The sequence below is a fragment of the Pseudomonas sp. GW821-FHT03E01 genome (genome assembly GCF_059420765.1).
The window spans coordinates 289,006-314,828 of sequence record NZ_JBWKUI010000004.1; the positions used below are offsets into that span (position 1 = coordinate 289,006).

Consider the following 25,823-nt stretch of genomic DNA (forward strand, 5'->3'; position numbering starts at 1 on the left):
TGTCGTTTTTACTTCTTCATCAGCGCCGAGCAGGCCGCTTTGTAAGCCTCGTGCTGATACTTGTTCAGCGTGGCCGGCAGTTCAAAGTCGAACTTTTTGTTCTGCGCATTGATGGTTTGCGGCGACAGCAGCGTCACCTCGCAATTTTCCAGCAACTGGAAAACCCCTTCGATCTTGAAGGTGGTCGGCCCACCGGCGAACTCACCTTTCTTGCTGCGCTTTTTGATCGCGATGCGGTCGATTGAATTCTCACGAATAAACGACGCCACCTGAGCGGCAAAGACTTTGACGTTGGCGGCTTCGTCGTCATCGTCGAGGGCGATTTTCTTGGTGGCCAGCGCGACGTGGGTCAGCCCCTGATCGTCGAGGGAGGCCACGGCAAGGATTGCTTCGCTGCCTTTGATTTCGATACCGCAGATTTTCATTTCAATCCCTTTTCCGATGTTGGCGTGCAGCTTACAGCTCTAGTTGATTGGCGGTGATGCCAAAAGCCGCGGCGATTTTCTCACGCGTGGCCTTGCGGGGCTTGGCAACCGTTTCCTGCTGGGCAAAGGCTGGTTGGGAGATGCCCATGCGTCTGGCCACTTCATCCTGCGTAAGGTTCAGGTGTTCACGCCAGGCACGAACAGGGGGGGCGCCATCGACGATGCGGCTGACTACTTCGTGTGGGATCAAATGATTCTCCATTTTTATGTTTTTATTCCTGCCCAATCGACTCCAAAAACTCCGACCGCTCGTCACTCATCCGCGCCACGCAATCATTTTGCGCAATGTTGAAGGCTTTACTGCCGCTCGTCGCCGGGAACGCTTCCACCGCGCAATCGGCATCCCGGGTCTTCAGCCATTGTTGTTGCGCAGTTTTGATTTTTGCGGTGATGTCGGCCAGTTGCGCCTTGTTACTGCCGTAGCGCGTTTGCATGCGTTCGTTCAGGCCTTGGTAGTTGTCGCTCAGCAGCTGTTCGGCGGTGTTTCTGCTGTAAGCCGAGCATTCCAGGGTCTGGACTTCGTTTTCGACGGCGTCACAGGGGTTGTCGTCGGCCCCTTCGGCCGCCTGTACGCCGGTCGCTATCAGTGCCAAAGCCAAGAAGATGGATTTCATTGCGTCGCCGCCCTTAATTCAGTGAAACATTCGGTGATGCGACGAATTCTGGCCCATGCGAACGGGCTTGAACAGGTAGGCAATCATGTCGGTTGGCGACCCTTTGTCGCGGATTGACGCTTTCGGCAATTCCCCTGTCGTTTTTGCACCCGGCTGCACCGTCCCTCAGGCATATGCTGGCCCCAAAGCGCCGGCACACGATTCGGCGCATGAATCGTTAATAGGGGACTGCCTGATGAGCCCAGCCGAATTACACGCCGACAGCATCGTTATCGACGGCCTGATTATTGCCAAGTGGAACCGTGAGCTGTTCGAAGACATGCGCAAGGGCGGTCTGACCGCGGCCAACTGCACCGTGTCGGTGTGGGAGGGCTTCCAGGCCACCGTCAACAACATCGCCGCCAGTCAGAAGCTGATTCGCGAGAACAGCGACCTGGTGATCCCGGTGCGCACTACCGCCGACATCCGCAAAGCCAAGGAGCAGGGCAAGACCGGCATCCTGTTCGGCTTCCAGAACGCTCACGCCTTCGAAGACCAGATCGGCTATGTCGAGGTTTTCAAGCAGCTGGGCGTCGGTATTGTGCAGATGTGCTACAACACCCAGAACCTGGTCGGTACCGGTTGCTATGAGCGCGATGGCGGCCTGTCGGGTTTCGGTCGTGAAATCGTTGCCGAGATGAACCGCGTCGGTGTCATGTGCGACCTGTCCCACGTCGGCTCGAAGACCTCCGAAGAAGTCATCCTCGAATCCAAGAAGCCGGTCTGCTACTCCCATTGCCTGCCGTCGGGCCTGAAAGTGCACCCGCGCAACAAGTCCGATGAAGAACTGAAGTTCATCGCCGATCACGGCGGTTTCGTCGGCGTGACCATGTTCGCGCCGTTCCTGGCCAAGGGTATCGATTCGACCATCGACGATTACGCCGAAGCCATCGAATACACCATGAACATCGTCGGCGAAGACGCCATCGGCATCGGCACCGACTTCACCCAGGGTCATGGCCAGGACTTCTTCGAATACCTGACCCATGACAAGGGCTACGCCCGCCGTCTGACCAGCTTCGGCAAGATCATCAACCCGCTGGGCATCCGCACCGTGGGCGAGTTCCCGAACCTGACCGAAACCCTGCTCAAGCGCGGCCATTCCGAGCGCGTGGTGCGCAAGATCATGGGCGAAAACTGGGTCAACGTTTTGAAAGACGTTTGGGGCGAATAAGCCGCCGCATCTGAAGAATCCTTTCCCCCGGCCGTCCGTGCCGGGGGCAACACAACGAATTTTCTGGAGTTAAGTTTCCATGGCCAAGATCGCCCCGCAATTGCCAATCGAAGTCGACAGCGAAACCGGTGTCTGGACCTCCGACGCCCTACCGATGCTGTATGTGCCGCGTCACTTCTTCGTCAACAACCACATGGGCATCGAGGAAGTGCTGGGCGCCGACGCCTACGCCGAAATCCTCTACAAGGCCGGCTACAAGTCCGCTTGGCACTGGTGTGAAAAAGAAGCTGAATGCCATGGCCTGGAAGGCGTCGCGGTGTTCGAGCACTACATGAAGCGCCTGTCGCAGCGCGGCTGGGGTCTGTTCAAGATCCAGGACATCGACCTCGACAAAGGCACCGCCAGCGTCAAGCTCGAACACTCCGCATTCGTCTACGTGTACGGCAAGGTCGGGCGCAAGGTCGACTACATGTTCACTGGCTGGTTCGCCGGCGCCATGGACCAGATCCTGGCTGCTCGCGGCAGCAAGATCCGCACCGTCGCCGAACAAGTTTACGGTGGCTCCGAAGAAGGCCACGACGACGGTTTGTTCACCGTCAAGCCGTTGTAAGTCGAGGAACCCGCCATGGCTTTCGAAGCAATGTTCCAGCCGATCCAGATCGGCAAACTGACCATCCGCAACCGCGTGCTCAGCACCGCGCACGCTGAGGTCTACGCCACCGACGGCGGCATGACCACCGATCGGTACGTCAAGTATTACGAAGAGAAAGCCAAGGGCGGGATCGGCCTGGCGATTTGCGGCGGTTCCTCCAGCGTGGCCATCGACAGCCCGCAAGGCTGGTGGAAGTCGGTCAACCTGGCCGACGACCGGATTATTCCGCACTTCCAGAATCTGGCCGATGCCATGCACAAGCATGGCGCCAAGATCATGATCCAGATTACCCACATGGGTCGCCGCTCCCGCTGGGACGGTGAGCATTGGCCAACCCTGCTGTCGCCGTCGGGCATCCGCGAGCCGGTGCACCGCGCGACCTGCAAAACCATCGAGCCGGAAGAAATCTGGCGGGTGATCGGCAACTACGCCAGTGCCGCAGCACGGGCCAAGGCCGGTGGCCTGGATGGCGTCGAGCTGTCTGCCGTGCACCAGCACATGATCGACCAGTTCTGGAGCCCGCGAGTCAACAAGCGTACCGACGAATGGGGCGGCAGCTTCGAGAACCGCATGCGTTTCGGCCTGGAAGTGATCAAGGCTGTGCGCAAGGAAGTCGGTCCGGACTTCTGCGTTGGTATCCGTATCTGTGGTGACGAATTCCACCCTGATGGCCTGAGCCATGAGGACATGAAGCAGATCGCCAAGTACTACGACGACACCGGCATGATCGACTTCATCGGTGTCGTGGGCTCGGGTTGCGATACCCACAACACCCTGGCCAACGTTATTCCCAACATGAGTTATCCACCGGAGCCGTTCCTGCACCTGGCCGCCGGTATCAAGGAAGTGGTGAAGGCTCCTGTGCTGCACGCGCAGAACATCAAGGACCCGAACCAGGCAACCCGTATTCTGGAAGGCGGTTACGTCGACATGGTCGGCATGACCCGCGCTCACATCGCCGACCCGCACCTGATCGCCAAGATCAAGATGGGCCAGGTCGACCAGATCAAACAGTGCGTGGGCGCCAACTACTGCATCGACCGTCAGTACCAGGGCCTGGACGTCTTGTGCATCCAGAACGCCGCGACCTCCCGTGAATACATGGGCGTGCCGCACATCATCGAGAAATCCACCGGGCCGAAGCGCAAAGTTGTGGTCGTTGGTGCCGGCCCTGCCGGGATGGAAGCTGCTCGTGTATCCGCTGAACGTGGCCACGACGTGACCCTGTTCGAGAAGAAAGAATTCATCGGCGGGCAGATCACTACCGCCTCGAAAGCCCCGCAACGGGACCAGATCGCCGGTATCACCCGTTGGTTCCAGCTGGAACTGGCGCGTTTGAAAGTCGACCTGCGCCTGGGCGTGGCGGCGGATGCGGCGACCATTCTCGACCTGCGTCCGGACGTCGTGGTGCTCGCCGTTGGCGGCCATCCGTTCCTGGAGCAGAACGAGCACTGGGGTGCGGCTGAAGGCCTGGTGGTCAGCAGCTGGGACATCCTCGACGGCAAAGTGGCGCCGGGCAAGAACGTGCTGGTCTACGACACCATTTGCGAGTTCACCGGGATGTCGACAGCCGACTTCCTCGCCGACAAAGGCAGCCAGGTCGAGATCGTCACTGACGACATCAAGCCGGGCGTGGCCATCGGCGGTACGTCGTTCCCGACTTACTACCGCAGCATGTACCCGAAAGAAGTGATCATGACCGGCGACATGATGCTGGAAAAGGTCTATCGCGAAGGCGACAAGCTGGTGGCGGTACTGGAAAACGAATACACCGGCGCCAAAGAGGAGCGGGTGGTTGACCAGGTGGTCGTCGAGAACGGCGTGCGTCCGGACGAAGAAATCTACTACGCCATGAAGGAAGGCTCGCGCAACAAAGGCCAGATGGACATCGAAGCCCTGTTCGCGATCAAGCCACAACCTTCGCTGAGCCAGGCGGGCGACGGCTACTTGCTGTTCCGCATCGGTGACTGCGTGGCCCAGCGCAACACTCACGCGGCGATCTACGACGCGCTGCGGTTGTGCAAGGATTTCTAACGGATTTACCACCATCACCTGTGGCGAGGGAGCTTGCTCCCGCTGGGCTGCGAAGCAGCCCCAAAACCTGCAGTCGAGGTGTATCAGGTGTACACCTGAGACTGTTTTGGGAGCGCTTCGCACTCCAGCGGGAGCAAGCTCCCTCGCCACAAGTAGGTGCGTCGCTCTCATCGGCACGCACATGACCCCGAGGTCTTTGGGAGCTCCACCATGTTGAACACCCTTCTTCCAATCCTGTTGTTCGCTGCCCTGGGCCTGGCTGTCCTGGGCGCGTTGCGGCGGGTGGCTATGTGGCGTCAGGGCCGGGCTTCGAAAGTCGACCTGATCGGCGGTCTGTTCGCCATGCCCAAGCGTTACATGGTCGATTTGCACCACGTCGTCGCGCGGGACAAATACATCGCCAATACTCACGTCGCCACGGCCGGTGGTGCGGTGGCGTCCATTGTGCTGGCGATTCTGGTTCACGGTTTCGGCCTGCATAACCGCATCCTCGGTTATGCACTGCTGTTGATGACGGCAGTGATGTTCGTCGGTGCGATCTTTGTCTTCCTGCGCCGCCGCAACCCACCGGCCCGCTTGTCCAAAGGTCCGTGGATGCGCCTGCCGAAAAGCCTGCTGGCATTCTCGGCGTCGTTCTTCCTGTTGACCCTGCCGGTGGCGGGCATCCTTCCGGAAAACTTCGGTGGCTGGGTACTGGCGGCGATTCTCGGCGTCGGTGTGCTGTGGGGCGTGTCGGAACTGTTCTTCGGCATGACCTGGGGCGGGCCGATGAAGCACGCCTTCGCCGGTGCCTTGCACCTGGCTTGGCACCGTCGCTCCGAACGGTTTGGCGGCGGTCGTTCCACTGGCTTGAAGCCGCTGGATCTGAACGACCCGACCGCGCCACTGGGCGTGGAAAAACCCAAGGATTTCACCTGGAACCAACTGCTCGGCTTCGACGCCTGCGTGCAGTGCGGTAAATGTGAAGCTGCGTGCCCGGCGTTCGCCGCCGGCCAGCCGCTGAACCCGAAAAAACTGATTCAGGACATGGTCGTCGGCCTGGCCGGTGGTACGGATGCCAAGTTTGCCGGCAGCCCTTACCCAGGCAAGCCGATCGGTGAGCACGCCGGTAATCCGCATCAACCGATCGTCAACGGTCTGGTGGACGCTGAAACCCTGTGGTCCTGCACCACCTGCCGCGCCTGCGTCGAGGAGTGCCCGATGATGATCGAGCACGTCGATGCCATCGTCGACATGCGCCGCCATCTGACTCTGGAAAAAGGCGCGACCCCGAACAAGGGCGCCGAGGTCCTGGAAAACCTGATCGCCACCGACAACCCTGGCGGCTTCGCGCCGGGCGGGCGGATGAACTGGGCGGCGGATCTGAACCTGAACCTGCTCAGCGAAAAGAAAACCACCGACGTGCTGTTCTGGGTCGGCGACGGTGCCTTCGACATGCGCAACCAGCGCACCCTGCGTGCCTTCGTCAAAGTGCTGAAAGCGGCCAAGGTCGACTTCGCAGTGCTGGGCCTTGAAGAGCGCGACAGCGGTGACGTGGCCCGGCGTCTGGGCGACGAGGCGACGTTCCAGCTGTTGGCCAAACGCAACATCCAGACCCTGGCCAAATACCGCTTCAACCGCATCGTCACCTGCGACCCGCACAGCTTCCATGTGCTGAAAAACGAATACGGCGCCTTCGATGGCAACTACCTCGTGCAGCACCACAGCACTTACATGGCGGAGATCATTGGCGAAGGCGCACTGAACCTCGGTCAGCACAAAGGCAACAGCGTGACTTATCACGACCCGTGCTACCTCGGCCGCTACAACGGCGAATACGAGGCGCCACGCGAAGTGCTGCGCGCCCTGGGCATCGAGATCAAGGAAATGCAACGCTCCGGTTTCCGTTCGCGCTGCTGCGGCGGCGGTGGCGGTGCGCCGATCACCGACATTCCGGGCAAGCAACGGATCCCTGACATGCGCATGGAAGACATCCGCGAAACCGGCGCCGAACTGGTGGCCGTGGGTTGTCCACAGTGCACCGCGATGCTTGAGGGCGTGGTCGAGCCACGGCCATTGATCAAGGACATCGCCGAACTGGTGGCTGATGCGCTGCTTGAAGACGCCGCGCCGGGAAAGCCTTCGGCACCGGCCAAACGTGAACCTGCGGAGGTGCATTGATGAGCGACATTATCCGCCGCGACCCTCGCGCTGAATGGATCGCCCGCAACCGTCTGCACCCGCTGCACGCGGCCATGCAACCGGTGCAACACAGCTGGATGGGGCCTAACGGCGTCATCCGCAAGAATCCCCACGGGATCGGTTTTATCGGTCCCAACGGGATCAAACGGATCGACCGCAGTGGCGCTCAGCAGGGCGGGGCAACTAAACGCTCGGCCGCGGTTGAAGTGCAATTGCCGCTGCATCAAGTGGCTGCACCCGCGTTCTACATCAGCGTGGTGCCGGACATGGTCGGCGGCCGCTTGAGCAGCCACGACCGCGATTTGCTCGGCCTGGCCCATCAGTTGGCCGGCAAGGACGGCGCGGTACTGGCGGTGGTCTTCGGTGAGCACAAGGAAAACGCCTTCGCCACGGCAGGCGTTGACCGCTTGCTGGTACTGGAAGGCGACGAATTCAGTGGTTATGCACCGGAACAACGCGTCCAGGGCCTGCGGGCTGTGGATAACCAGTTCAGCCCGCGTCACTGGCTGCTGCCGGACAGCCGCAGTGGTGGCGGCGAACTGGGTCGACGCTTTGCTGCCGCACTGGGCGAACGTCCGGCCACACGGGTCTGGCAGGTCAAGGATCAGGAATGCATCGGCCGTGCCGGTGCCGGTTTGCAGGACCTTGCGCGGCCGGTGGCCCGCTTGATTCTGGCGGCTGCCGAATGCGCCGAACCGGTCAGCGAAACCCGTCACGAAGCGTTGCCGGTGGAGTTATCCACAACGGTCGCTCGCAGCCTGTCGCGGATCGAAGATCTGGGCGCGGTGGCGGTGGACCCGGCGGCGATTCCGATGGCCGAAGCCGAGTTCATCTTCTCTGGCGGCAACGGTGTCAAGGACTGGGGACTTTTCCACAGGACGGCCGAAGCGTTGGGCGCGACCGAAGGTGCGTCGCGGGTGGCGGTGGACGATGGTTTCATGGCGCGCGACCGTCAGGTCGGCGCGTCCGGCACCTGGGTAACCGCGCGGGTTTACGTGGCGGTGGGGATTTCCGGGGCGATCCAGCACCTGCAAGGCATCGGTGCCTGCGACAAGGTGGTGGCGATCAACCTCGATCCGGGTTGCGACATGATCAAACGGGCCGACCTGTCGGTGATCGGCGAGAGCGCCGAGATTCTTCAAGCCTTGATCGATGCGGTAGAGGCTTACCGCAACGACGCCAAGCGCGATGCGGCTTAAGGGAAGGAAAGGGTTATGAGCACGAAAATCATCAGCCTGGTGTCCATCGGTGCCCACCCGACCTCCGGCCGGCCACGCCGCGCCGAGCAGGACGCGCGGGCCGTTGAGCTGGGTCTGCAGCTGGCTGGGGATAACCTGCAAGTGCTGCACGCCGGCGACGTTGCGGAACCGGCGCTGCGTGCCTATCTGGGCATGGGCCTGGAACAGTTGCATGTGCTGGAACAACCGGTCGGCGCAGATGCGCTGCCAGCGTTGACCGACTATTTGCGTGACGCCGGGGCGCAGGTGGTGTTGACCGGCAGCCAGGCGGAAACCGGTGAAGGCTCGGGCATGTTGCCGTTCCTGCTGGCCGAAAGCCTCGGCTGGCCGCTGGTGGTGGGTTTGGCGCAAGTCGAATCCATCGACGGTGGTTCGGCGCTGGTTCTGCAGGCCTTGCCGCGCGGTCAGCGCCGTCGCTTGAAAGTGCGCCTGCCGTTTCTGGCGACTGTGGATAACGCAGCGCCCAAGCCTCGGCAAAGTGCCTACGGTCCGGCGCGACGCGGGGTATTGCAGGCAGATGAAGTTGAAGTGGTCGACGATGAACTGCTGGCAGTGGCCACGCTGCAACCGGCCAAGCCACGACCCAAGCGCCTGAAAGTGATCAAGGCCAAGAGCGGTGCTGACCGCATGAAGGCCGCGACGGCCAAGGCCAGTGGCGGCGGTGGGCAAGTGCTCAAGGGCGTGACCGCGCAGGCGGGCGCCGAAGCCATCCTCAAGTTGCTGATTGAAGAAGGCGTGGTTCGCTGACAAGTAGTCACCATCGATGTGGGAGCCTGTGTGGCGAGGGGGCTTGCCCCCGTTGGGCTGCGCAGCAGTCCTGAAATCTCTGATGTACCAAAGATCCTGTGAGTGCTACGCACTCAAACGGGGGCAAGCCCCCTCGCCACAAAGTGCTCCTGACGTGCTGGAGACGCAGGTCTGAAAACCATCTCACCGAAGTTAATGGGGAAATAATGGAAGTTGAATTTCGTCCGGCATTGCGCACGGATGCGCGGGAGATTGCCCGTTTGTTCCAGATTTCGTCAGAGGGGGCTTCGGATTACATCTGGAGCCAGCTGGCGGAGCCCGGGCAGGATCTGTTGGAAGTGGGGGCCATTCGTTACGCCCGTGAAGATGTCGATTTCTCCTATCAGAACTGCGTTATCGCGCAGGCACAGGGGCGGGTCATCGGCATGATGCACAGTTACGTGACGCGTCACGATCCGTTGGCAGCTCCCGTGACTGATCCGGTCCTGGCGCCTTACGCCGACATGGAAGTTCCCGATACCCTCTATATTTCGAGCCTGGCCCTGCATGAAGGTTGGCGCAACAAAGGCTTGGGTGTGCGCTTTCTCGAGCATGCTCAACAGCGCGCCGATCAACTGGAACTCAACGGCCTGAGCCTGATCGACTATGCAGCGAATACCGGGGCCCGGCGTTTTTATGAGCGCCATGGTTTTGGGATCGTCAAAACTTGTCAGGTCGTTCCTCATCCGATGATTCGGGTGACGGGTGATGCCTATCTCATGCATCGGCCTTAGGGGCTTCCCGGTTTTGATTGTGCACATATCCGTTGCTGCGGTAATGGCGACTGGCGGTTTCGCTCTTACAGCGAGTCACTTTCGAAAAGCCGGAATGCCGGCCCAGGCGAAAGTAACCAAAGCGCTCTTGCCCCTTTCGTTCGGCGCCTCGCCTAGGCTCGGCATGCCCTCGTTCCGGTCCTGCTCCGTGGGCCCACTGCGCAGAACCTCCACTCGGCCTCTCGAGGGGGCGGTGCGTCAAAATCAAAAGCAAGGCGGCCTACCGGCCGGCCTGATCTCACGTGCACGCATTTCCCTGTAGGAGCTGTCGAGCGAAGCGAGGTGGCGATCTTTTGATCTTGCTTTTGCTTTGCTTTGCTTTGGTTTTTGATCTTGATCTGTACGCCCCTTTCCCAGAGGCCGAACGCAGGCGTTGCGCAGGGGGCACCGCGGCAAGGATGCCGCGGTAGCCGCCCCCGGCCATGGATGGCCGATGGCGGCGGGCCCCCGGAGCAATGCCGGAGTGAGGGTATGCCGAGCCTAGGCGAGGCACCGAATGGCGGGGCAAAAGCGTTTTGGTTACTTTGGCGCTTTTCCAAAGTGACCCGCTGTAAGAGCGGAACCATAAGCCGCCGTTACCGCTGAAACGGATATGTACTCCTAACGCACTTGGGTTACCCACAATCCCTGTTAGCGCTTCTGTGGATAACATGTTCGCCCCTCGCTACACCCCATGCCAATCAAGCCCTGCAGCCCTCCGTACAAAAAACAACCAGCCTAACCCACGGTTTTTTCGGGCTTTTTCCACAGAGTAACGTCGCTCACTGGCCGACACTTGCCCCCAATCTCTGTTGGCGCTTCTGTGGATAAGATGTTCGCTGTCCGCTACAGGCCATACAGATAGCGGCTTTCATTGGGTTGATCAAATATTGTTCAATTCGACGTTTTCCTCCGCTAATCGTCCCGTAAACCCGGAATACTCGCGGGTTTCAGCGGTTTTCCACAGAGACCGCAAAGTTGCCCCCAAAGTCTGTTGGTGCTTCTGTGGATAAGGTGTTCGCCATCCCCTGCACGCTATGTAAAACGTGGTCTGCAAGCTTCTGATTAAAAAACAACCAGTGCCTGGCTAAAACCCTGCTTCTGGATAAGTCACGGTTTTTCTTCGGTTTTTGTGAATAGATTTAGCCTGTCATCCACAGTTGTCCCCATTTGCTGTGGGTGGAGATGTGGATAACTTGTTCGCTGAACCCTGTAAGCCACGGCCCGTATAGGCCGGAACGCGATAGATCAGATTTCATACAGTTCTAAGGCACTTCCTTGACTTCGATCTGTCGCCTGTCTTCACTCTCATCGCATAAGGACAACTGTCACTTATCCACATCTGGTTCAGGGAGAACGCGTGATGGATAGCCAGCCACATCGCTCGCAGCCACATTCGCACCCCAGCCCCTGCGTGACCTGTGTTCCGACATCCGCCACCTCGTTGCACAAGCGGATTCATCGTCGCGCCGCCAATCAGCGCGCTCGTCTATAGCGCCTGGCCCCCTTATGCCATAACACCGCTGCCATTGAGGCCCGACCGTGCCCGGTGACCAGGCGTTTGTTCGTCTATCGATTGCAGGCAACCGCAGAGTTGCCCCATCTGCCCGAGAGGAAATGACCCATGACACGGATCGCCACGCCCATCAGCGATATCAAGGAACATTACGACGTGATCGTCATTGGCTCCGGCTACGGCGGCGGGATCGCGGCGTCGCGCCTGTCCCGGGCCGGCAAGCGGGTATGCCTGCTGGAGCGAGGCCGGGAAATCCAGCCCGGCGAATACCCCAATACGATGCTGGCGGCCACTGAAGAGCTGCAAGTGCATGACCCGGACGGGCACATCGGCTCGCGCACCGGGCTGTTCGACCTGCACGTCAACGCCCAGCAGAACGTAGTGGTCGGTTGCGGCCTGGGCGGCACGTCGCTGATCAACGCCAACGTCGCGCTGGAACCTGAACCCGGTGTGTTCGATGATCCGCGTTGGCCGTTGGCGGTGCGTGAACATCGCGACACGCTGCTCAAAGACGGTTACGCCCGGGCTCGGGAGATGCTCAAGCCCAATCCCTATCCGAAAACCGCTCCGACCTTGCCCAAACTCGAGGCTAACCAGAAGTCCGCCGATTACCTCAAGCAAGGCGCACACTTCTACAAGCCGCCGATCAACGTGACCTTCGACAAACTGCCGAACAACCTCAACCACGTCGGCGTCGAGCAATTGCCGTGCAACCACTGCGGCGACTGCGTTTCGGGCTGTAACAACAAGGCCAAGAACACCACGTTGATGAATTACCTGCCGGATGCCTGCAACCACGGCGCAGAGATTTTCTGCCAGGCCGAGGTCCGGCATCTGGAGCGCGACGGCGATGGCTGGATCGTGCACTTCCAATACCTGGACAGCGGCCGCGAGAAATTCTCCGCGCCGACGCTGTTCGTCAAGGCGGACATCGTCGTGGTGTCGGCCGGCACTCTGGGTTCCACCGAAATCCTCCTGCGCTCTCGGGACAAAGGCCTGTCGACGTCCAATCAGCTTGGCGAAAACATGAGCGGCAACGGCGACATCCTCGGTTTCGGCCACAACTGCGATGAAACGATCAACGGCATCGGTTTCGGTGCCCATCCGGCGAAGGAAATGAAACCGGTCGGCCCGTGCATCACCTCGATCATCGACATGCGCACCGAAGGCGACTGGCGCAGCCGCATGGTCATCGAAGAAGGCTCGATCCCCGGCGCACTCGGCCGGCCCATGGTGCCGAGCATGGCCACATTCGCCGGGTTGATCGGCAAACCCACCGATGACAGCTTCACCGGCAAGCTCAAATATGCCGAGCGCGAAGCCGAAAGCTTCCTGCGCGGCCCGTACCACGGCGCCCTGCACAACATGCAGACCTACCTGATCATGAGCCACGACGACGGCAAGGGGCGCATGGTGCTCGACAGCAAGGATCAGCTGCGCATCGACTGGCCGGGCGTTGGCGAGCAGGAAAACGTCAAGATCGGCAACGAGCGCCTGCACCAGAGCACCAAGGCCTTGGGCGGGATCTGGGTGGAAAACCCGATCTGGACCGAGCTGCTCAAACACAGCATCGTTTCCGTGCACCCATTGGGCGGTTGTGTGATGGGCGAGGATGCGACGCAGGGCGTGGTCAACCACAAGGGCCAGGTGTTCAGCGGCGTCAGCGGCACTGATGTCTATGCCGGGTTGTACGTAGCCGACGGCGCGGTGATTCCGACCTCCCTGGCGGTCAATCCACTGCTGACCATCTCTGCCGTGAGCGAGCGCAATATGAGCCTGCTGGCCGCCGATCGCGGGTGGCACATCGACTACACGTTGCCCTCGGCACCGCGCAAACCGGTGGTGGCACCGACCCTCGGCGTGCAGTTCACCGAAACCATGAAGGGCTATTTCTCCAAAGATTTCACCCAGCCCCAGGGCACCGATCTCAAACTCTACGAAGCGGCGGCCAAACGCGGCAAGTCGGATAACTCGCCGATCGAATTCACCTTGACCATCACCGCCAACGACCTCAATCGCATGATCAAGGAGCCGGAACATGCCGCGACACTGGTCGGCACCCTGGATGCGCCGGGCCTGTCGCCAGAGCCGCTGACCGCCAGCAATGGCGTGTTCAATCTGTTCGAGGAATATCAGGAACAGGTCGGCGTGCGGCACATGAATTACGACATGAAACTGACCGCCGAGGACGGCAGCGATTATTACTTCAGCGCATTCAAGACCGTGCCCGAAGACAACGGCGTGCTGAACGTCTGGCACGACACCAGTACGCTCTATGTGACGCTGTATCGCGGGCCGGACAAGACGGGCGAAGTGATCGGCTCGGGGGTGATGCACATCGAGCCGGCCGATTTCGCCAAGCAGATGACCACCATGAAGGTGCTCAACGCGCGCAACGAACGCGAGCGCATTGAGGGGCTGGCGCGGTTCGGCAAGTTCTTCGCCGGCATCTTGTGGGAGAGCTACGGCGGGGTATTCGCCGGCGACATCTACTTCAACCCCGATGCGCCGCCCCGGCAGAAACGGCCGCTGGATGCACCGACGCCAAGCGTGCAGTTCTTCCAGACCGAAGACAGCGTCCAGCTACGCCTGACCCGCTATCAGGGCGGCACCAAGGGGCCGGTGATGCTGGTGCATGGTTTGGGTGTGGGCTCGAATATTTTCTCCACCGACACCATCCAGACCAACCTGCTGGAGTACCTGTGCAAGCACGAGTACGACGTCTGGCTCCTGGATTTCCGGGTCAGCATCCTGCTGCCGGCCAGCAAACATGAATGGAACGGCGACCAGATTGCCCAGTACGACTTCAAGGCCGCCATCGAGCATATCCAGCAGGCAACCCTCGCCGCTGACGTGCAGTGCGTGGTGCATTGCTATGGCGCGACGACCTTCTTCATGTCGCTGCTGGCCGGGTTGCAGGGCGTGCGTTCGGTGGTCTGTTCGCAGATCGCCGCGGACACGGTGGTCGCCACGGCAACGGGGCTCAAGGCCGGTCTGCATTTGCCGGGGATGCTCGACGCCATCGGCATTAAATCCCTCACCGCGTATGCCGACAACAAGGAGAGCTGGTTCAACAAACTCTACGACAAGGCCCTCAACATCTACGCCCGCATCGAGGCTCAAGGTTACTGCACCAACCCGGTGTGCCACCGCATCACCTTCATGTACGCGTCGCTGTACCGCCACGACACACTCAACGAAACCCTGCACGACAACCTGCACGAGTTGTTCGGCGAGTCGAACATACAGACCTTCGAGCACCTGGCGCTGATCCTGCGCAAAGGCCATCTGGTGGACTTCAAGGGCCAGGACGTCTACATGCCGCACTTCGACCGGCTGACCATGCCGATCTGCTTCATCAGTGGCGAAGACAACCAGTGCTACTTGCCCGAAAGCACGCTCAGGACCTATGAGCGCGTATGCAAAATCCATGGACCGGAACGCTACAGCCGGCATGTGGTGCCGGGTTATGGGCATATCGACTGCATGTTCGGCAAGAACGCGGTGGTCGATGTGTACCCGATCATCCTGCAGCACCTGGAGAAAACCGCCCTCGGCTAGCACTGCTCACCTGTGGCTTGGGGCTTGTTGTGGCGAGGGGGCTTGCCCCCGTTGGGCTGCGAAGCGGCCCCAAATCGGCAAATGCGGTCATTCAGGAACATTGCGATTGCATGTTTCACGACTGCTTCGCAGCCGAGCGGGGGCAAGCCCCCTCGCCACGGGTATGTGCCCACTCAAGATTCGTTGGTGGCTAGGGACAAAAAGGAAATGGATGCCATGGACAGTTACATCCGCTGGTTTCAACGCTTCATCTGGATAGGCATCGCAATGAACATGGTCTTCGCGATTCCGGCGCTGTTCGCGCCGGCGTTGCTGACCTCGATGCTCGGGATGCCTCCGCAGCTCTCCGATCCTTGGCTGGAGAACGCCGGCATGTTGCTGGTGGGGATCAGCCTTTTTTACATGCCGTCAGGCTTCAATGCCCCCAAATACGTGGTGCATTCGTGGCTGTGCGTATTGTCACGGTTGGTCGCCGTGGCGTTCTGGATTTACCTGATCAACACCAGCAACCAGGCCCAGGTGTTCGTGCCGATGCTGCTGGGCGATCTGGGCATGTTCCTGATCCTCGGGATTCTGCTGTACCTGGGCAGCGCGCCGGCCAATCGGCCGTTCGCCCTGCTTCGCGATGGCTGGCGTGAGTGGTGCGCAGCGTGGGCGCGACGCTGGCGGCGGCACAGCTTCAAGGTCGCCACGCTGGTCGTGGTGCTGGCGCTGGGGTTTATCGGTTACGAAACCTGGTACCAGATGCTGCGGGTGGTGCCGGCCGAGCAATACGCTTCTGACGAAGACCACTACAAATACGCCGCCATCGGCCTGGGCATCGAAGCACGGATTCCCTATTACCTGTTCGCCGTGTTGCCGCAGATGTGCCCGGAGAAACTGCCGAAGCCCGGGGGTTACGAAGTGTTCGGTTTCCTCTACGAGAACGGCAAGGACCTGCCGATCGGCATGGCCAAGCGGCAGATCGGCTACCCGACCGTGGAGCCCAACTGCGCCTTGTGCCACACCGGCTCCTACCGCGCCAATGCCAGCGATGTTGCTACCCCGGTGGCCTCCGCACCGGCCAATACCCTGCAACTGCAGGCCTTCCAGTGGTTCGCCTACGATTGCGCGAGCGACCCCAAATTCACCCCCGACGCGGTGATGACTGCGATCAACAGCAAGTTCCAGCTCGGGTTTTTCGAGCGCCTGTACAACCGCTACCTGATCATCCCGATGGCCACCAGCGCGCTGATCAAACAGAAGCAGGCCTATGCCTGGCAGAAGCTGCGCGCACCGCAGGGGCCGGGGCGTACCGACACTTTCAACCCGACGAAAATGGTGGTGTTCGGCTTCCCGGATGACTCGACCATCGGCACCGTCGACTTGCCGCAAGTCTGGAACCAGAAACCCCGGGAATCGCTGTACCTGCACTGGGACGGCAACAACAACGATATCCATGAGCGCAACTACGCGGCGGCCATGGCCGTGGGTGCGACGCCGGAGTCGGTGCTGCCGGACAGTTTCAACCGGGTGACCAATTGGCTGCTGGGCCACAAGGCACCGGCCTGGCCGTTCGCGCTGGATCAGGCCAAGGTCGCCCGGGGCAAGCCGGTCTGGGAAAAAAATTGTGCCGGTTGCCATGACTTCGGCCGCACCGACACCGGTCAGGTCACCACCACGATTGATGAACTGGGCACCGATCCCCATCGGCTGAACTCGTTCACCACCGGTTTAGTGACAGCCTTCCACGGCTTCAAGAAACCGCCGTTCGACTTTGGTGCTTACCGCAAGACCCAGAGCTACAGCAATACGCCCACTGACGGTATCTGGTTGCGCGCGCCGTACTTGCACAACGGCTCGGTGCCGACCCTATGGGATTTGCTGCAGCCGCCGGAACTGCGGCCGCAGGTGTTCTTCACCGGTTCCGACATTTACGACAAGGACAAGGTCGGCTTCATCACCAGTGGCGAGCAGGTGAAAGCCTCGGCGGACTTCAAATACGACACGCGCCTGGAGGGCAACCACAACGGTGGCCACCTGTACGGCACGCAGTTGTCGGAACTCGATAAGCGGGCGCTCATCGAGTTCATGAAAACCCTGTGATTCCACTACGGATGGAGGAAAGCGACATGTCATTGGTCAGACATTGGGAACATGAATACGACAAGGTGAAGGTGCGCCTGCACGGGCTGTTCACACGGATGGAAATGGCCTGGAAGAAGCTCGTCAGCGAGCTTGAACCGGAGGAGTACCAAGCCATCGTCGCGCTGCTGCAGCGGGGGCACGATCAGGCGCAATACGTGCTCAAGCACGGCGACTTGCCGGACGATCAACCGAGTGTGCCGTGGGAGTTGTCCCACGGTTTGTCGATCCTGCACATCGGCAACGCCAGCCCCTTGCCGCAATCGGTAGATGAGCTGCAGACCCAAGTGCTCAAGGATGGCAGCCTGCTCGGTTGTCGCAAATGGGAGCTGCTGGATCTGTTGTGGAGCGAAGCGTTGCTCAAGTGGATCGAGAACCTGCGGCATCACGCACCGTTCGCTACCAACCCGGCGTTGATGCGCATGGACAGTGACGTGACCCTGGCCATTGCCGGCGACTGGGGCACCGGGCCGTTCGACAGTCATGCCCCGGCAGTGGCGGTGGCCGATCAGATGCAACTGGCCCAGGCCGACTTCACCATTCATCTGGGGGATGTGTATTACGCCGGCACCCGCTCCCAGGAAGACGTCGACATGGTCGGTTGGCCGATGGGCAAGCAGGGCTCATTCACTCTCAACTCCAACCACGAGATGTACAGCGGCGCCCATGGCTACTTCAAGGAACTGGCCAAACGTTTCCCGGCGCAGCAGGGCACCAGTTATTTTGCGTTGTACAACGATGACTGGCTGGTGGTCGGGATCGACTCGGCTTATGCCTCCAGTCCAATCAACCTGTATATGGACGGCGCGCTGAACAAGCAGCAGATCGACTGGATGAAAGACCTGCCCAAACGCAAGAAGATCATGGTGCTCAGTCATCACCAGGGCTTTGACATTACCGGGCGTGACAAGACCGCGTTGTACAAACCGGTCTGCGATGCCTTGGGGCGCGAGCCGGATTACTGGTATTGGGGGCATTTGCATAACGGCATCTGCTATGCCACTCAAGGTGGCTTGCATGCACGTTGCGCCGGGCACGGGGCGATTCCCTATGGCAATGCCAGCGAGCTGAACGGGCATCCGGGGGTGCTGTGGTCGGAAACGCAAAATGCGCGGGATGAGGCGTACCCGGATCGGGTGTTGAACGGTTATGTGAAGGTGCGGCTGGTGGGGGAGAACATCGAAGAGACGTTTATTGGCGAGGATGGTTCGGTGCGGTGGTCTTCAATTTAGCGAGGAAGGATCGTTCCCACGCCTGGCGTGGGAACGATCAGATTTCGATTAACCCTGAACCGGAACACCTTTGAGGTAAGGCGCAGGCTCGGCCCCCAGGTTGTTCAGCATCCGCTCGCTGTACCAGTCCACGAAGTTCACCACGCCGAACTCATAGGTCTTGGAGTAAGGCCCTGGCTGGTACGCGGTGGAGTTGATCCCGCGCTGGTTCTCTTCGGCCAGGCGACGGTCCTGGTCGTTGGTCGCATCCCAGACCTGGCGCATGCGCTCCACGTCGTAGTCCACGCCTTCGACCGCGTCCTTGTGGACGATCCACTTGGTGGTGACCATGGTTTCCTGGGCGCTGATCGGCCACACGGTGAACACGATGATGTGGTCGCCCATGCAGTGGTTCCACGAGTGCGGCAGGTGCAGGATGCGCATCGAGCCCAGGTCCGGGTTCTTGATGCGGCCCATCAGTTTGGCGCAGCCTTGTTTGCCGTCCATGGTCATCGATACGGTGCCCTTGAGCAGCGGCATGCGCACGATACGGTTACGCAGGCCGAAACTGGCGTGGGCGTAAGGGATCTTCTCGGCTTCCCAGGCAGCGGCGGAAGCGGCTACGTGGTCCTTGAAGGCCTGGTCGGCACGCGGATCGGTGACGTCGTCCCATTCCAGCAGGGTTTTCAGCAATTCCGGGTGTGAACCGCCGCAGTGGTAGCACTCGCGGTTGTTTTCCAGCACCAGTTTCCAGTTGGCCTTTTCCATCAAGGTGGTTTGCACCGCCACCTTGGTGTTCTCCATGTCGTACGGTTCCATGTAATGGCTGAGCGTCGACAGGAAGTCATCGATGGCCGGCGGGTTTTCTGCCAGGCTGATGAAGATGTAACCGCCGGCGGTCTTCACGTTCACCGGTTTGAGGCCGTATTGCTTCATGTCGAAGTCGGCGCCCATTTCGGTGCCGGCGAACAGCAGGCGACCGTCCAGCTCGTACGTCCACTGGTGGTAGTGGCAGACCAGTTTGGCGACCTTGCCTTTTTCACTGGTGCACAGGCGTGAACCACGGTGGCGGCAGACGTTGTGGAACGCATGGACCACGCCATCGGCGCCACGAATCACGATGATCGGGTTCTTGCCGACTTGCAGGGTCAGGTAGTTGCCCTTGGTCGGGATCTCGCAGGTCATGCCGGCAATCAACCACTCTTTCTGGAAGATTTCCTGCATGTCGATATCAAACAGCCGCTCGTCAGAGTAAAACGGCTGCGGCAGCGAGAAAGTGCGCTCGCGCTCTTGCAGCATCTGCGCAGTGGCCTTGCGTGCGGGTTCCAGTGGATCGCCCAGGCTCAGGGTAGTGGTGACGTCCATCGTTTAATCCTCAAGGCCATTCTGTGTGGCCGGCGAAAGTGGCTAATCAGGTTTGCTACGCAAGGTGTAAAGGTTGTGTCTTGGTATGGGGCGAGTGTGGGGCCGGCGCTCCCCGGAACCTTATCCATGGGCGACATGGCCCAATCTGTTCCCGACGCCCAACCCCCGGTAATTGGGGGCTGGTCGCGATAAGTATGTCAATGTCGCAGATAGGTAAATGGCGGGGCTGCGCTATACGCAGAATCGCCAACATAAAGGCCGGTAGTCGGCCGTGGAGATCAGCATGTCCAACAACTTCCTGAACCCGGTAACCACCCAGACCTGGGCCAATGGTCGACACATTGTCCGTTGCGTCAAAGTCATCCAGGAAACCTGGGATGTGCGCACCTTCTGCTTTATGGCCGACCAGCCGATCATGTTCTTCTTCAAGCCGGGGCAATTCGTCACCCTGGAGCTGGAAATCGAAGGCCAGCAGATCATGCGTTCGTACACCATTTCCAGCTCGCCGTCGGTGCCGTACAGCTTCTCGGTGACGATCAAGCGCGTACCGGGCGGCAAGGTCTCGAACTGGTTGCATGACACCCTGCATGAAGGCTACGAACTGGCGGTGCACGGCCCGGTCGGGCTGTTCAACGCCATCGACTTTCCGAACCCGAAAGTGCTGTACCTCAGCGGCGGCGTGGGCATCACCCCGGTGATGTCCATGGCGCGCTGGTTCTTCGATACCAACGGCAATGTCGATATGGCCTTCATCCACAGCGCCCGCTCGCCGAAAGACATCATTTATCACCGCGAGCTGGAGCACATGGCGGCGCGGATCGAAAACTTCAGCCTGCACCTGATCTGCGAGAAACACGGTTTCGGTGAGCCGTGGGCCGGATACCGCGGTTATCTCAACCACAAGATGCTCGAACTGATGGTCCCGGACTTCCTTGAGCGGGAAGTGTTCTGCTGCGGCCCGACGCCCTACATGAATGCGGTCAAGCGTTTGCTGGAAAACGCCGGCTTCAATATGAAGCGCTACCACGAAGAGTCCTTCGGCGCCACACCGCCAGAGGCTATCGCCGATGCAGAGGAACACGCTGAACAAGCGGCCGACGCCCCTGCAATCGACGCCGCCGACCTGCACCAGGTGGAATTCACCGCCTCCGGCAAGAGCATCCGCGTGGCTCCGGGCGAAACCGTCCACGCCGCTGCCGCCAAGCTGGGCCTGATGATCCCCAAGGCCTGCGGCATGGGGATCTGCGGTACCTGCAAGGTAATGAAGCTTGCCGGCGAAGTGGCAATGGAACACAACGGCGGGATTACCGAGGAAGACGAAGCCGAAGGGTTCATCCTGTCTTGCTGCAGCGTGCCGAAGGGTGACGTGCGGATCGAGTATTGATCGGTCGGATGATCGCTGAATAACCTCTACAGGAGCAGCCTTCGGCAGCGCCTGTAGAGGGCGCGCTTCAGTCAGTCGACAAACAGGTCTGGCATCAGTTTGTCGGTGGAATCAGGCGCATACCGATACCTTTCAAAATCCGTCACCCCTTGCTCGCGCAAAATCTCCTCATCGATCAGCAACCGACCGGTAATGCTGCGACCGCTGCTGTCGAGAATGACGTGGGCGGCATCCGCCATGATCGCGGGTGTGCGGGCATGTTTGAAAGATTCTCGCGATCCGAGCTGAAACTCGATCGCGGCCGTGGCGATCATGGTCTGCGGCCATAGAGAGTTGACGCTGATACCGTAGGCGGCGAATTCCTCGCTCATGCCCAGGGTGAGCATGCTCATGCCGTACTTGGTGACGGTGTAGGGGCTGTATTGGGCGAACCATTTGGTGGCCAGGTTCAACGGCGGTGACAGGTTGAGGATGTGGCCGCTGGATTTTTTCAGATAGGGCAGGGCGGCCTGGCTGCACAGCAGCACGGCGCGGGTGTTGATCTGGTGCATCAGGTCGAAGCGCTTGAGTTCGATGTGCTGCACGCCGGTCAGCTTGATCGCTCCTGCATTGTTGACCAGCGCGTCGATGCCGCCGAAATGCTCATTGGCGTCAGCCAGGGCCTGGCGCACGATGGTTTCATCGCGCACATCCACCTCCAGGGCCAGCGCCTTGCCACCCGCGGCTTCGACTTCCGCTGCCACGCTGAAGATGGTGCCAGGCAGTTTGGGGTGAGGGGCGGCGCTTTTCGCGGCAATCACGATGTTGGCCCCGTCGCGCGCGGCCCGCAGCGCAATCTCACGCCCGATCCCGCGACTGGCGCCGGTGATGAACAGGGTTTTGCCTTGTAGTGACATGCGGACGCTCCCGATTGGCGTGATCCGAGCGGATCGAAACGGCTCGCAGTCAATGTAGACCAACTCGTGCGGGACTGTGGCAAGGGGGGGCAAGCCCCCTCGCCATAAGATCTCTTGCCAATCAAATAGCTGAGGTCGAGCGCAGAACCTGTGGCGAGGGAGCTTGCTCCCGTTGGGTTGCGAAGCAGCCCCAAAGCCTGAGCATGCGGTCTGTCAGGTGGACCGCGTTGGCTGGTTTTACGACTGCTGCGCAGCCGAGCGGGAGCAAGCTCCCTCGCCACAAAGTCGCACTTCAACCAAATAGCTGAGGTGGAACACAGAGCCTGTGGCTAGGGGGAGGGAGTCAGGCTGTCATCACGTGCCGAATATCCGCCGCCAGTTCCCGCACGCGTTCTTCTTCGGTGTCCCACGAGCACATGAACCGTGCGCCGCCGTTGCCGATGAAGGTGTAGAAGCGCCAGCCCTTGGCGGTCAGTGCGGCGATGGCCGGCTCGGAGAGTTGCAGGAACACACCGTTGGCCTGCACCGGGAACATCAGCTCGACGCCAGGAATGTCGCTCACCAGTTCGGCCAGCAACTGCGCGCAGTGGTTGGCGTGGCGGGCGTATTTGAGCCAGGCGTCGTTTTCAAGAATCCCGACCCAGGGGGCCGAGAGGAAGCGCATCTTCGACGCCAGTTGCCCGGCCTGTTTGCAGCGGTAGTCGAAGTCTTCAGCCAGTTTGTGGTTGAAGAACAGAATCGCTTCGCCCACCGCCATGCCGTTTTTCGTACCGCCAAAGCACAGCACGTCGACGCCGGCCTTCCAGGTCAGGTCGGCTGGCGAGCAACCCAGATAAGCGCAGGCGTTGGAGAAACGGGCACCGTCCATGTGCAGGTTCAAGCCCAGTTCTTTACAGGTGACGCTGATGGCGCGGATTTCTTCCGGGGTGTACACGCTGCCGACTTCAGTGGCCTGGGTCAGGGTCACGACGCGCGGTTTCGGGTAGTGGATATCCTGGCGCTTGAGGGCAATTTCGCGGATCGATTCCGGGGTCAGCTTGCCGTTTTCGGTGCGGGCGATGAGCAGCTTGGAACCGTTGGAGAAAAACTCCGGAGCGCCGCATTCGTCGGTTTCGACGTGGGCGGTTTCCGAGCAGATCACGCTGTGGTAACTCTGGCACAGCGACGACAGGGCCAACGAGTTGGCCGCGGTGCCGTTGAAGGCGAAGAACACTTCGCAGTCGGTTTCGAACAGTTTGCGGAATTGATCCGCGGCGCGTGCGGTCCACTCATCGTCGCCATAAGCGCGCTGGTGTCCGTGGTTGGCCTGTTCCATGGCAGCCCAGGCTTCAGGGCAAATACCGGAATAGTTGTCGCTGGCGAATTGTTGGCTCTTGTCGGTCATGGCCGGCTTCCGTGATCGAGGCGCTTGTGGCGCTTCGTTGGTCAATGATGATGTGCACTTTACCGAAGATCGTCCGGGGAGCACACGGGATGAGTCTGTCAGAAAAATACAAATGCCTCGGGCAATTATGCACATGACGCAGAGGGACGGTGCACTGGATCTGCTCAAGTGGCTGGCGCTGTTGAGCATGGTGCTCGATCACCTGCGATATGTCGGTTATTCCCTCGATCTGCTGTATGTGCCGGGCAGATTGGCGTTCCCGTGGTTCTGTCTGGCGATGGCGGCGAACCTGGCGCGTGTCCGTACAGTGACGACCGACGGCCAGTGGCGCTACCTCGGTTGGTTGTTGCTGTTCAGTGCCCTGAGCGAAATTCCGTATCGGATGTACATTCCTGATCACGACACCTTGAATGTATTGCCTACGCTGGTCATGGGGTTGCTGGTGGCCCGTGGCTGGCAGCACGGGCCAGTTCAGTCGCGTCTGTTGGCGGTCGTTGCCTTGGTGCTGGCGGCACTGTTCCCGCAGCGATTGATGTTCGGCTTTTTCGGCGTGCTGTTGCCACTGGCGATGTTGCTGGTGATCCAGCGGCCCTGGTATTTCGGCCTGTTGCCGGGGCTGGTGTGCCTGGCGGCCAATCAATGGCAAGTGCTGTACTCCGCTGCCTGGTTCGGCAGCGGTGCGGCGATTTTGGGTATTGTCGTTTGTCTGATTGCGCCATTCTCGGGCCTGCTGCTATTGCGACATGCCCAAGGCATCCAGCCACCGCCGATGCGCCGCTGGGCCTACGCCCTTTATCCCGGGCATTTCCTCGTACTTTTGGCCTTGCGCCAACTCATCGCCTGACGCCCGTCCCCTGTGGCGAGGGGGCTTGCCCCCGTTGGGCTGCGAAGCGGCCCTAAACCCTCAGAGCGTGGTTTATCAGGCAAACCCCGTTTGTTGATTTTGCGACTACTGCGCAGTCGAACGGGGGCAAGCCCCCTCGCCACAAGAGCCTTCCTGGCTCAGCCTTCTCGGCCCATGTCGTAAACGCACCTTTGCGTGGCGTCCATAGGCATTTGACCTGTCTGCGCCGGTCATACCATCGCTATCAAAGGGCACTGCCGAAATGCCAGTGCCTCACCGAGACGAAAGGCGCACCGCCGCCGCTGGGAGAGACGCGATGTTCAGCAAGCAAGACCAGATTCAGGGTTACGACGATGCACTGCTGGCGGCGATGAATGCCGAGGAGCAACGCCAGGAAGATCACATCGAGCTGATCGCGTCAGAGAACTACACCAGCAAGCGCGTGATGGAAGCGCAAGGCAGTGGCCTGACCAACAAATACGCCGAAGGCTATCCGGGCAAGCGCTACTACGGTGGTTGCGAGCACGTCGACAAGGTTGAAGCCCTGGCCATCGAACGCGCCAAGCAATTGTTCGGTGCCGATTACGCCAACGTGCAGCCGCACTCCGGTTCTTCGGCCAACAGCGCCGTTTACCTGGCCCTGCTGCAAGCCGGCGACACCATTCTGGGCATGAGCCTGGCCCACGGCGGTCACCTGACCCACGGTGCCAAAGTGTCGTCCTCGGGCAAGCTGTACAACGCCGTGCAGTACGGCATCGACACCAAAACCGGCCTGATCGACTACGACGAAGTCGAGCGTCTGGCCGTCGAATGCAAGCCGAAGATGATCGTCGCCGGTTTCTCGGCCTACTCCAAGACCCTCGATTTCCCGCGTTTCCGCCAGATCGCTGACAAGGTCGGTGCCCTGCTGTTCGTCGACATGGCTCACGTTGCCGGTCTGGTCGCCGCTGGCCTGTACCCGAACCCGCTGCCATACGCCGACGTGGTGACCACCACCACCCACAAGACCCTGCGCGGTCCGCGTGGTGGCCTGATCCTGGCCAAGGCCAACGAAGAAATCGAGAAGAAGCTCAACGCCGCGGTATTCCCTGGTGCCCAGGGCGGTCCGTTGATGCACGTCATCGCCGGTAAAGCAGTGTGCTTCAAGGAAGCACTGGAGCCTGGCTTCAAGGCCTACCAGCAACAAGTGATCGACAACGCCAAGGCAATGGCCGGCGTATTTATCAAACGCGGCTACGATGTAGTGTCCGGCGGTACCGATAACCACCTGTTCCTGGTCAGCCTGATCCGTCAGGGCCTCACCGGTAAAGAGGCGGACGCAGCACTCGGTCGCGCCCACATCACCGTGAACAAGAACGCTGTCCCGAACGATCCACAGTCGCCGTTCGTGACCTCCGGCCTGCGTATCGGCACCCCGGCGGTGACCACTCGCGGCTTCAAGGTTACCCAGTGTGTTGAACTGGCCGGCTGGATCTGCGACATCCTCGACAACCTCGGCGACGCCGATGTCGAGGCCAATGTCGCGCAGCATGTGGCAGCCCTGTGCGCGGACTTCCCGGTTTATCGCTGAGCGCGGTTTTGGA

18 protein-coding genes and 1 pseudogene are annotated in these 25,823 nt (G+C 60.5%); 13 read left to right on the forward strand and 6 right to left on the reverse strand.

All coding sequences use genetic code 11. From position 1 onward, the window contains the following. Window positions 1-8: 8 nt before the first annotated feature. From AC07VO_RS09140 to AC07VO_RS09150, 3 genes and pseudogenes are all read right to left on the reverse strand, one after another. A complete protein-coding gene (locus AC07VO_RS09140) occupies window positions 9-425 on the reverse strand; it encodes a DUF3010 family protein (RefSeq protein WP_019580672.1) in 417 nt (138 codons plus the stop codon). 31 nt (window positions 426-456) lie between these two features. After that, a pseudogene (locus AC07VO_RS09145) lies at window positions 457-690 on the reverse strand (helix-turn-helix domain-containing protein); the annotation flags it as partial. 7 nt (window positions 691-697) lie between these two features. Further along, window positions 698-1,099 carry a lysozyme inhibitor LprI family protein gene (locus AC07VO_RS09150; protein WP_018928783.1) on the reverse strand — a complete coding sequence of 134 codons (402 nt, stop codon included), beginning with the start codon at window positions 1,097-1,099 and terminating at the stop codon, window positions 698-700. Window positions 1,100-1,334: 235 nt separating this feature from the next. On the opposite strand from AC07VO_RS09150, the gene AC07VO_RS09155 reads away from it, so the two are divergent. The 10 genes from AC07VO_RS09155 (at window position 1,335) to AC07VO_RS09200 (ending at window position 18,388) form a co-directional block, all read left to right on the forward strand. Further along, window positions 1,335-2,312, forward strand: coding sequence for a dipeptidase (locus tag AC07VO_RS09155; protein WP_007907542.1), 978 nt, complete (start codon window positions 1,335-1,337; stop codon window positions 2,310-2,312). A 79-nt stretch (window positions 2,313-2,391) separates the two neighbouring features. After that, the gene (locus AC07VO_RS09160) at window positions 2,392-2,922 is read left to right on the forward strand and encodes a DUF5943 domain-containing protein (protein WP_007926354.1); all 531 of its coding nucleotides are present in this window, start codon (window positions 2,392-2,394) and stop codon (window positions 2,920-2,922) included. Window positions 2,923-2,937: 15 nt separating this feature from the next. Next, window positions 2,938-4,998: a dimethylglycine demethylation protein DgcA gene (dgcA, locus tag AC07VO_RS09165; protein ID WP_086944436.1), complete on the forward strand. Its 2,061-nt coding sequence runs from the start codon at window positions 2,938-2,940 to the stop codon at window positions 4,996-4,998. Window positions 4,999-5,208: 210 nt separating this feature from the next. After that, window positions 5,209-7,158 carry a dimethylglycine demethylation protein DgcB gene (dgcB, locus tag AC07VO_RS09170; RefSeq protein ID WP_018928784.1) on the forward strand — a complete coding sequence of 650 codons (1,950 nt, stop codon included), beginning with the start codon at window positions 5,209-5,211 and terminating at the stop codon, window positions 7,156-7,158. After that, the gene (etfA, locus tag AC07VO_RS09175) at window positions 7,158-8,378 is read left to right on the forward strand and encodes an electron transfer flavoprotein subunit alpha (protein ID WP_064620846.1); all 1,221 of its coding nucleotides are present in this window, start codon (window positions 7,158-7,160) and stop codon (window positions 8,376-8,378) included. The genes dgcB and etfA overlap by 1 nt, the downstream gene beginning before the upstream one ends. Before the next feature lie 15 nt (window positions 8,379-8,393). Beyond that, a complete protein-coding gene (gene etfB, locus AC07VO_RS09180; RefSeq protein WP_019650283.1) occupies window positions 8,394-9,164 on the forward strand; it encodes an electron transfer flavoprotein subunit beta in 771 nt (256 codons plus the stop codon). Between the two features lie 206 nt (window positions 9,165-9,370). Beyond that, window positions 9,371-9,937 (forward strand): GNAT family N-acetyltransferase, encoded by a 567-nt coding sequence (locus AC07VO_RS09185; RefSeq protein WP_018928787.1) that lies wholly within the window; start codon window positions 9,371-9,373, stop codon window positions 9,935-9,937. A 1,642-nt stretch (window positions 9,938-11,579) separates the two neighbouring features. Continuing rightward, a complete protein-coding gene (locus AC07VO_RS09190; RefSeq protein WP_086944437.1) occupies window positions 11,580-15,032 on the forward strand; it encodes a GMC family oxidoreductase N-terminal domain-containing protein in 3,453 nt (1,150 codons plus the stop codon). A gap of 216 nt (window positions 15,033-15,248) precedes the next feature. Continuing rightward, a complete protein-coding gene (locus AC07VO_RS09195) occupies window positions 15,249-17,117 on the forward strand; it encodes a c-type cytochrome (RefSeq protein ID WP_064620840.1) in 1,869 nt (622 codons plus the stop codon). Between the two features lie 26 nt (window positions 17,118-17,143). Then, entirely contained in the window at window positions 17,144-18,388 is a 1,245-nt protein-coding gene (locus AC07VO_RS09200; protein WP_086944438.1) for a metallophosphoesterase family protein, read from the forward strand. A gap of 48 nt (window positions 18,389-18,436) precedes the next feature. Here AC07VO_RS09200 and gbca read toward each other — a convergent pair whose 3' ends face one another. Continuing rightward, window positions 18,437-19,732: a glycine betaine monooxygenase oxygenase subunit gene (gene gbca / locus AC07VO_RS09205; protein ID WP_018928791.1), complete on the reverse strand. Its 1,296-nt coding sequence runs from the start codon at window positions 19,730-19,732 to the stop codon at window positions 18,437-18,439. A 283-nt stretch (window positions 19,733-20,015) separates the two neighbouring features. Here gbca and gbcB point away from each other — a divergent pair, with 283 nt between their 5' ends. Further along, window positions 20,016-21,116 carry a glycine betaine monooxygenase reductase subunit gene (gene gbcB / locus AC07VO_RS09210; protein WP_018928792.1) on the forward strand — a complete coding sequence of 367 codons (1,101 nt, stop codon included), beginning with the start codon at window positions 20,016-20,018 and terminating at the stop codon, window positions 21,114-21,116. Between the two features lie 71 nt (window positions 21,117-21,187). Here the strand turns inward: gbcB and AC07VO_RS09215 are convergent, their stop codons facing one another. Both AC07VO_RS09215 and AC07VO_RS09220 read right to left on the reverse strand, forming a co-directional pair. After that, the gene (locus AC07VO_RS09215) at window positions 21,188-22,012 is read right to left on the reverse strand and encodes an SDR family oxidoreductase (RefSeq protein WP_086944439.1); all 825 of its coding nucleotides are present in this window, start codon (window positions 22,010-22,012) and stop codon (window positions 21,188-21,190) included. A 343-nt stretch (window positions 22,013-22,355) separates the two neighbouring features. Continuing rightward, complete coding sequence (locus tag AC07VO_RS09220; RefSeq protein WP_018928794.1) at window positions 22,356-23,396, reverse strand: threonine aldolase family protein; 1,041 nt, start codon at window positions 23,394-23,396, stop codon at window positions 22,356-22,358. Window positions 23,397-23,523: 127 nt separating this feature from the next. Here AC07VO_RS09220 and AC07VO_RS09225 point away from each other — a divergent pair, with 127 nt between their 5' ends. Both AC07VO_RS09225 and glyA read left to right on the forward strand, forming a co-directional pair. Next, a complete protein-coding gene (locus tag AC07VO_RS09225; RefSeq protein WP_064620833.1) occupies window positions 23,524-24,240 on the forward strand; it encodes a TraX family protein in 717 nt (238 codons plus the stop codon). 316 nt (window positions 24,241-24,556) lie between these two features. Continuing rightward, window positions 24,557-25,810, forward strand: a complete 1,254-nt coding sequence (glyA, locus tag AC07VO_RS09230) for a serine hydroxymethyltransferase (protein WP_018928796.1) — start codon at window positions 24,557-24,559, stop codon at window positions 25,808-25,810. Window positions 25,811-25,823: the final 13 nt, after the last annotated feature.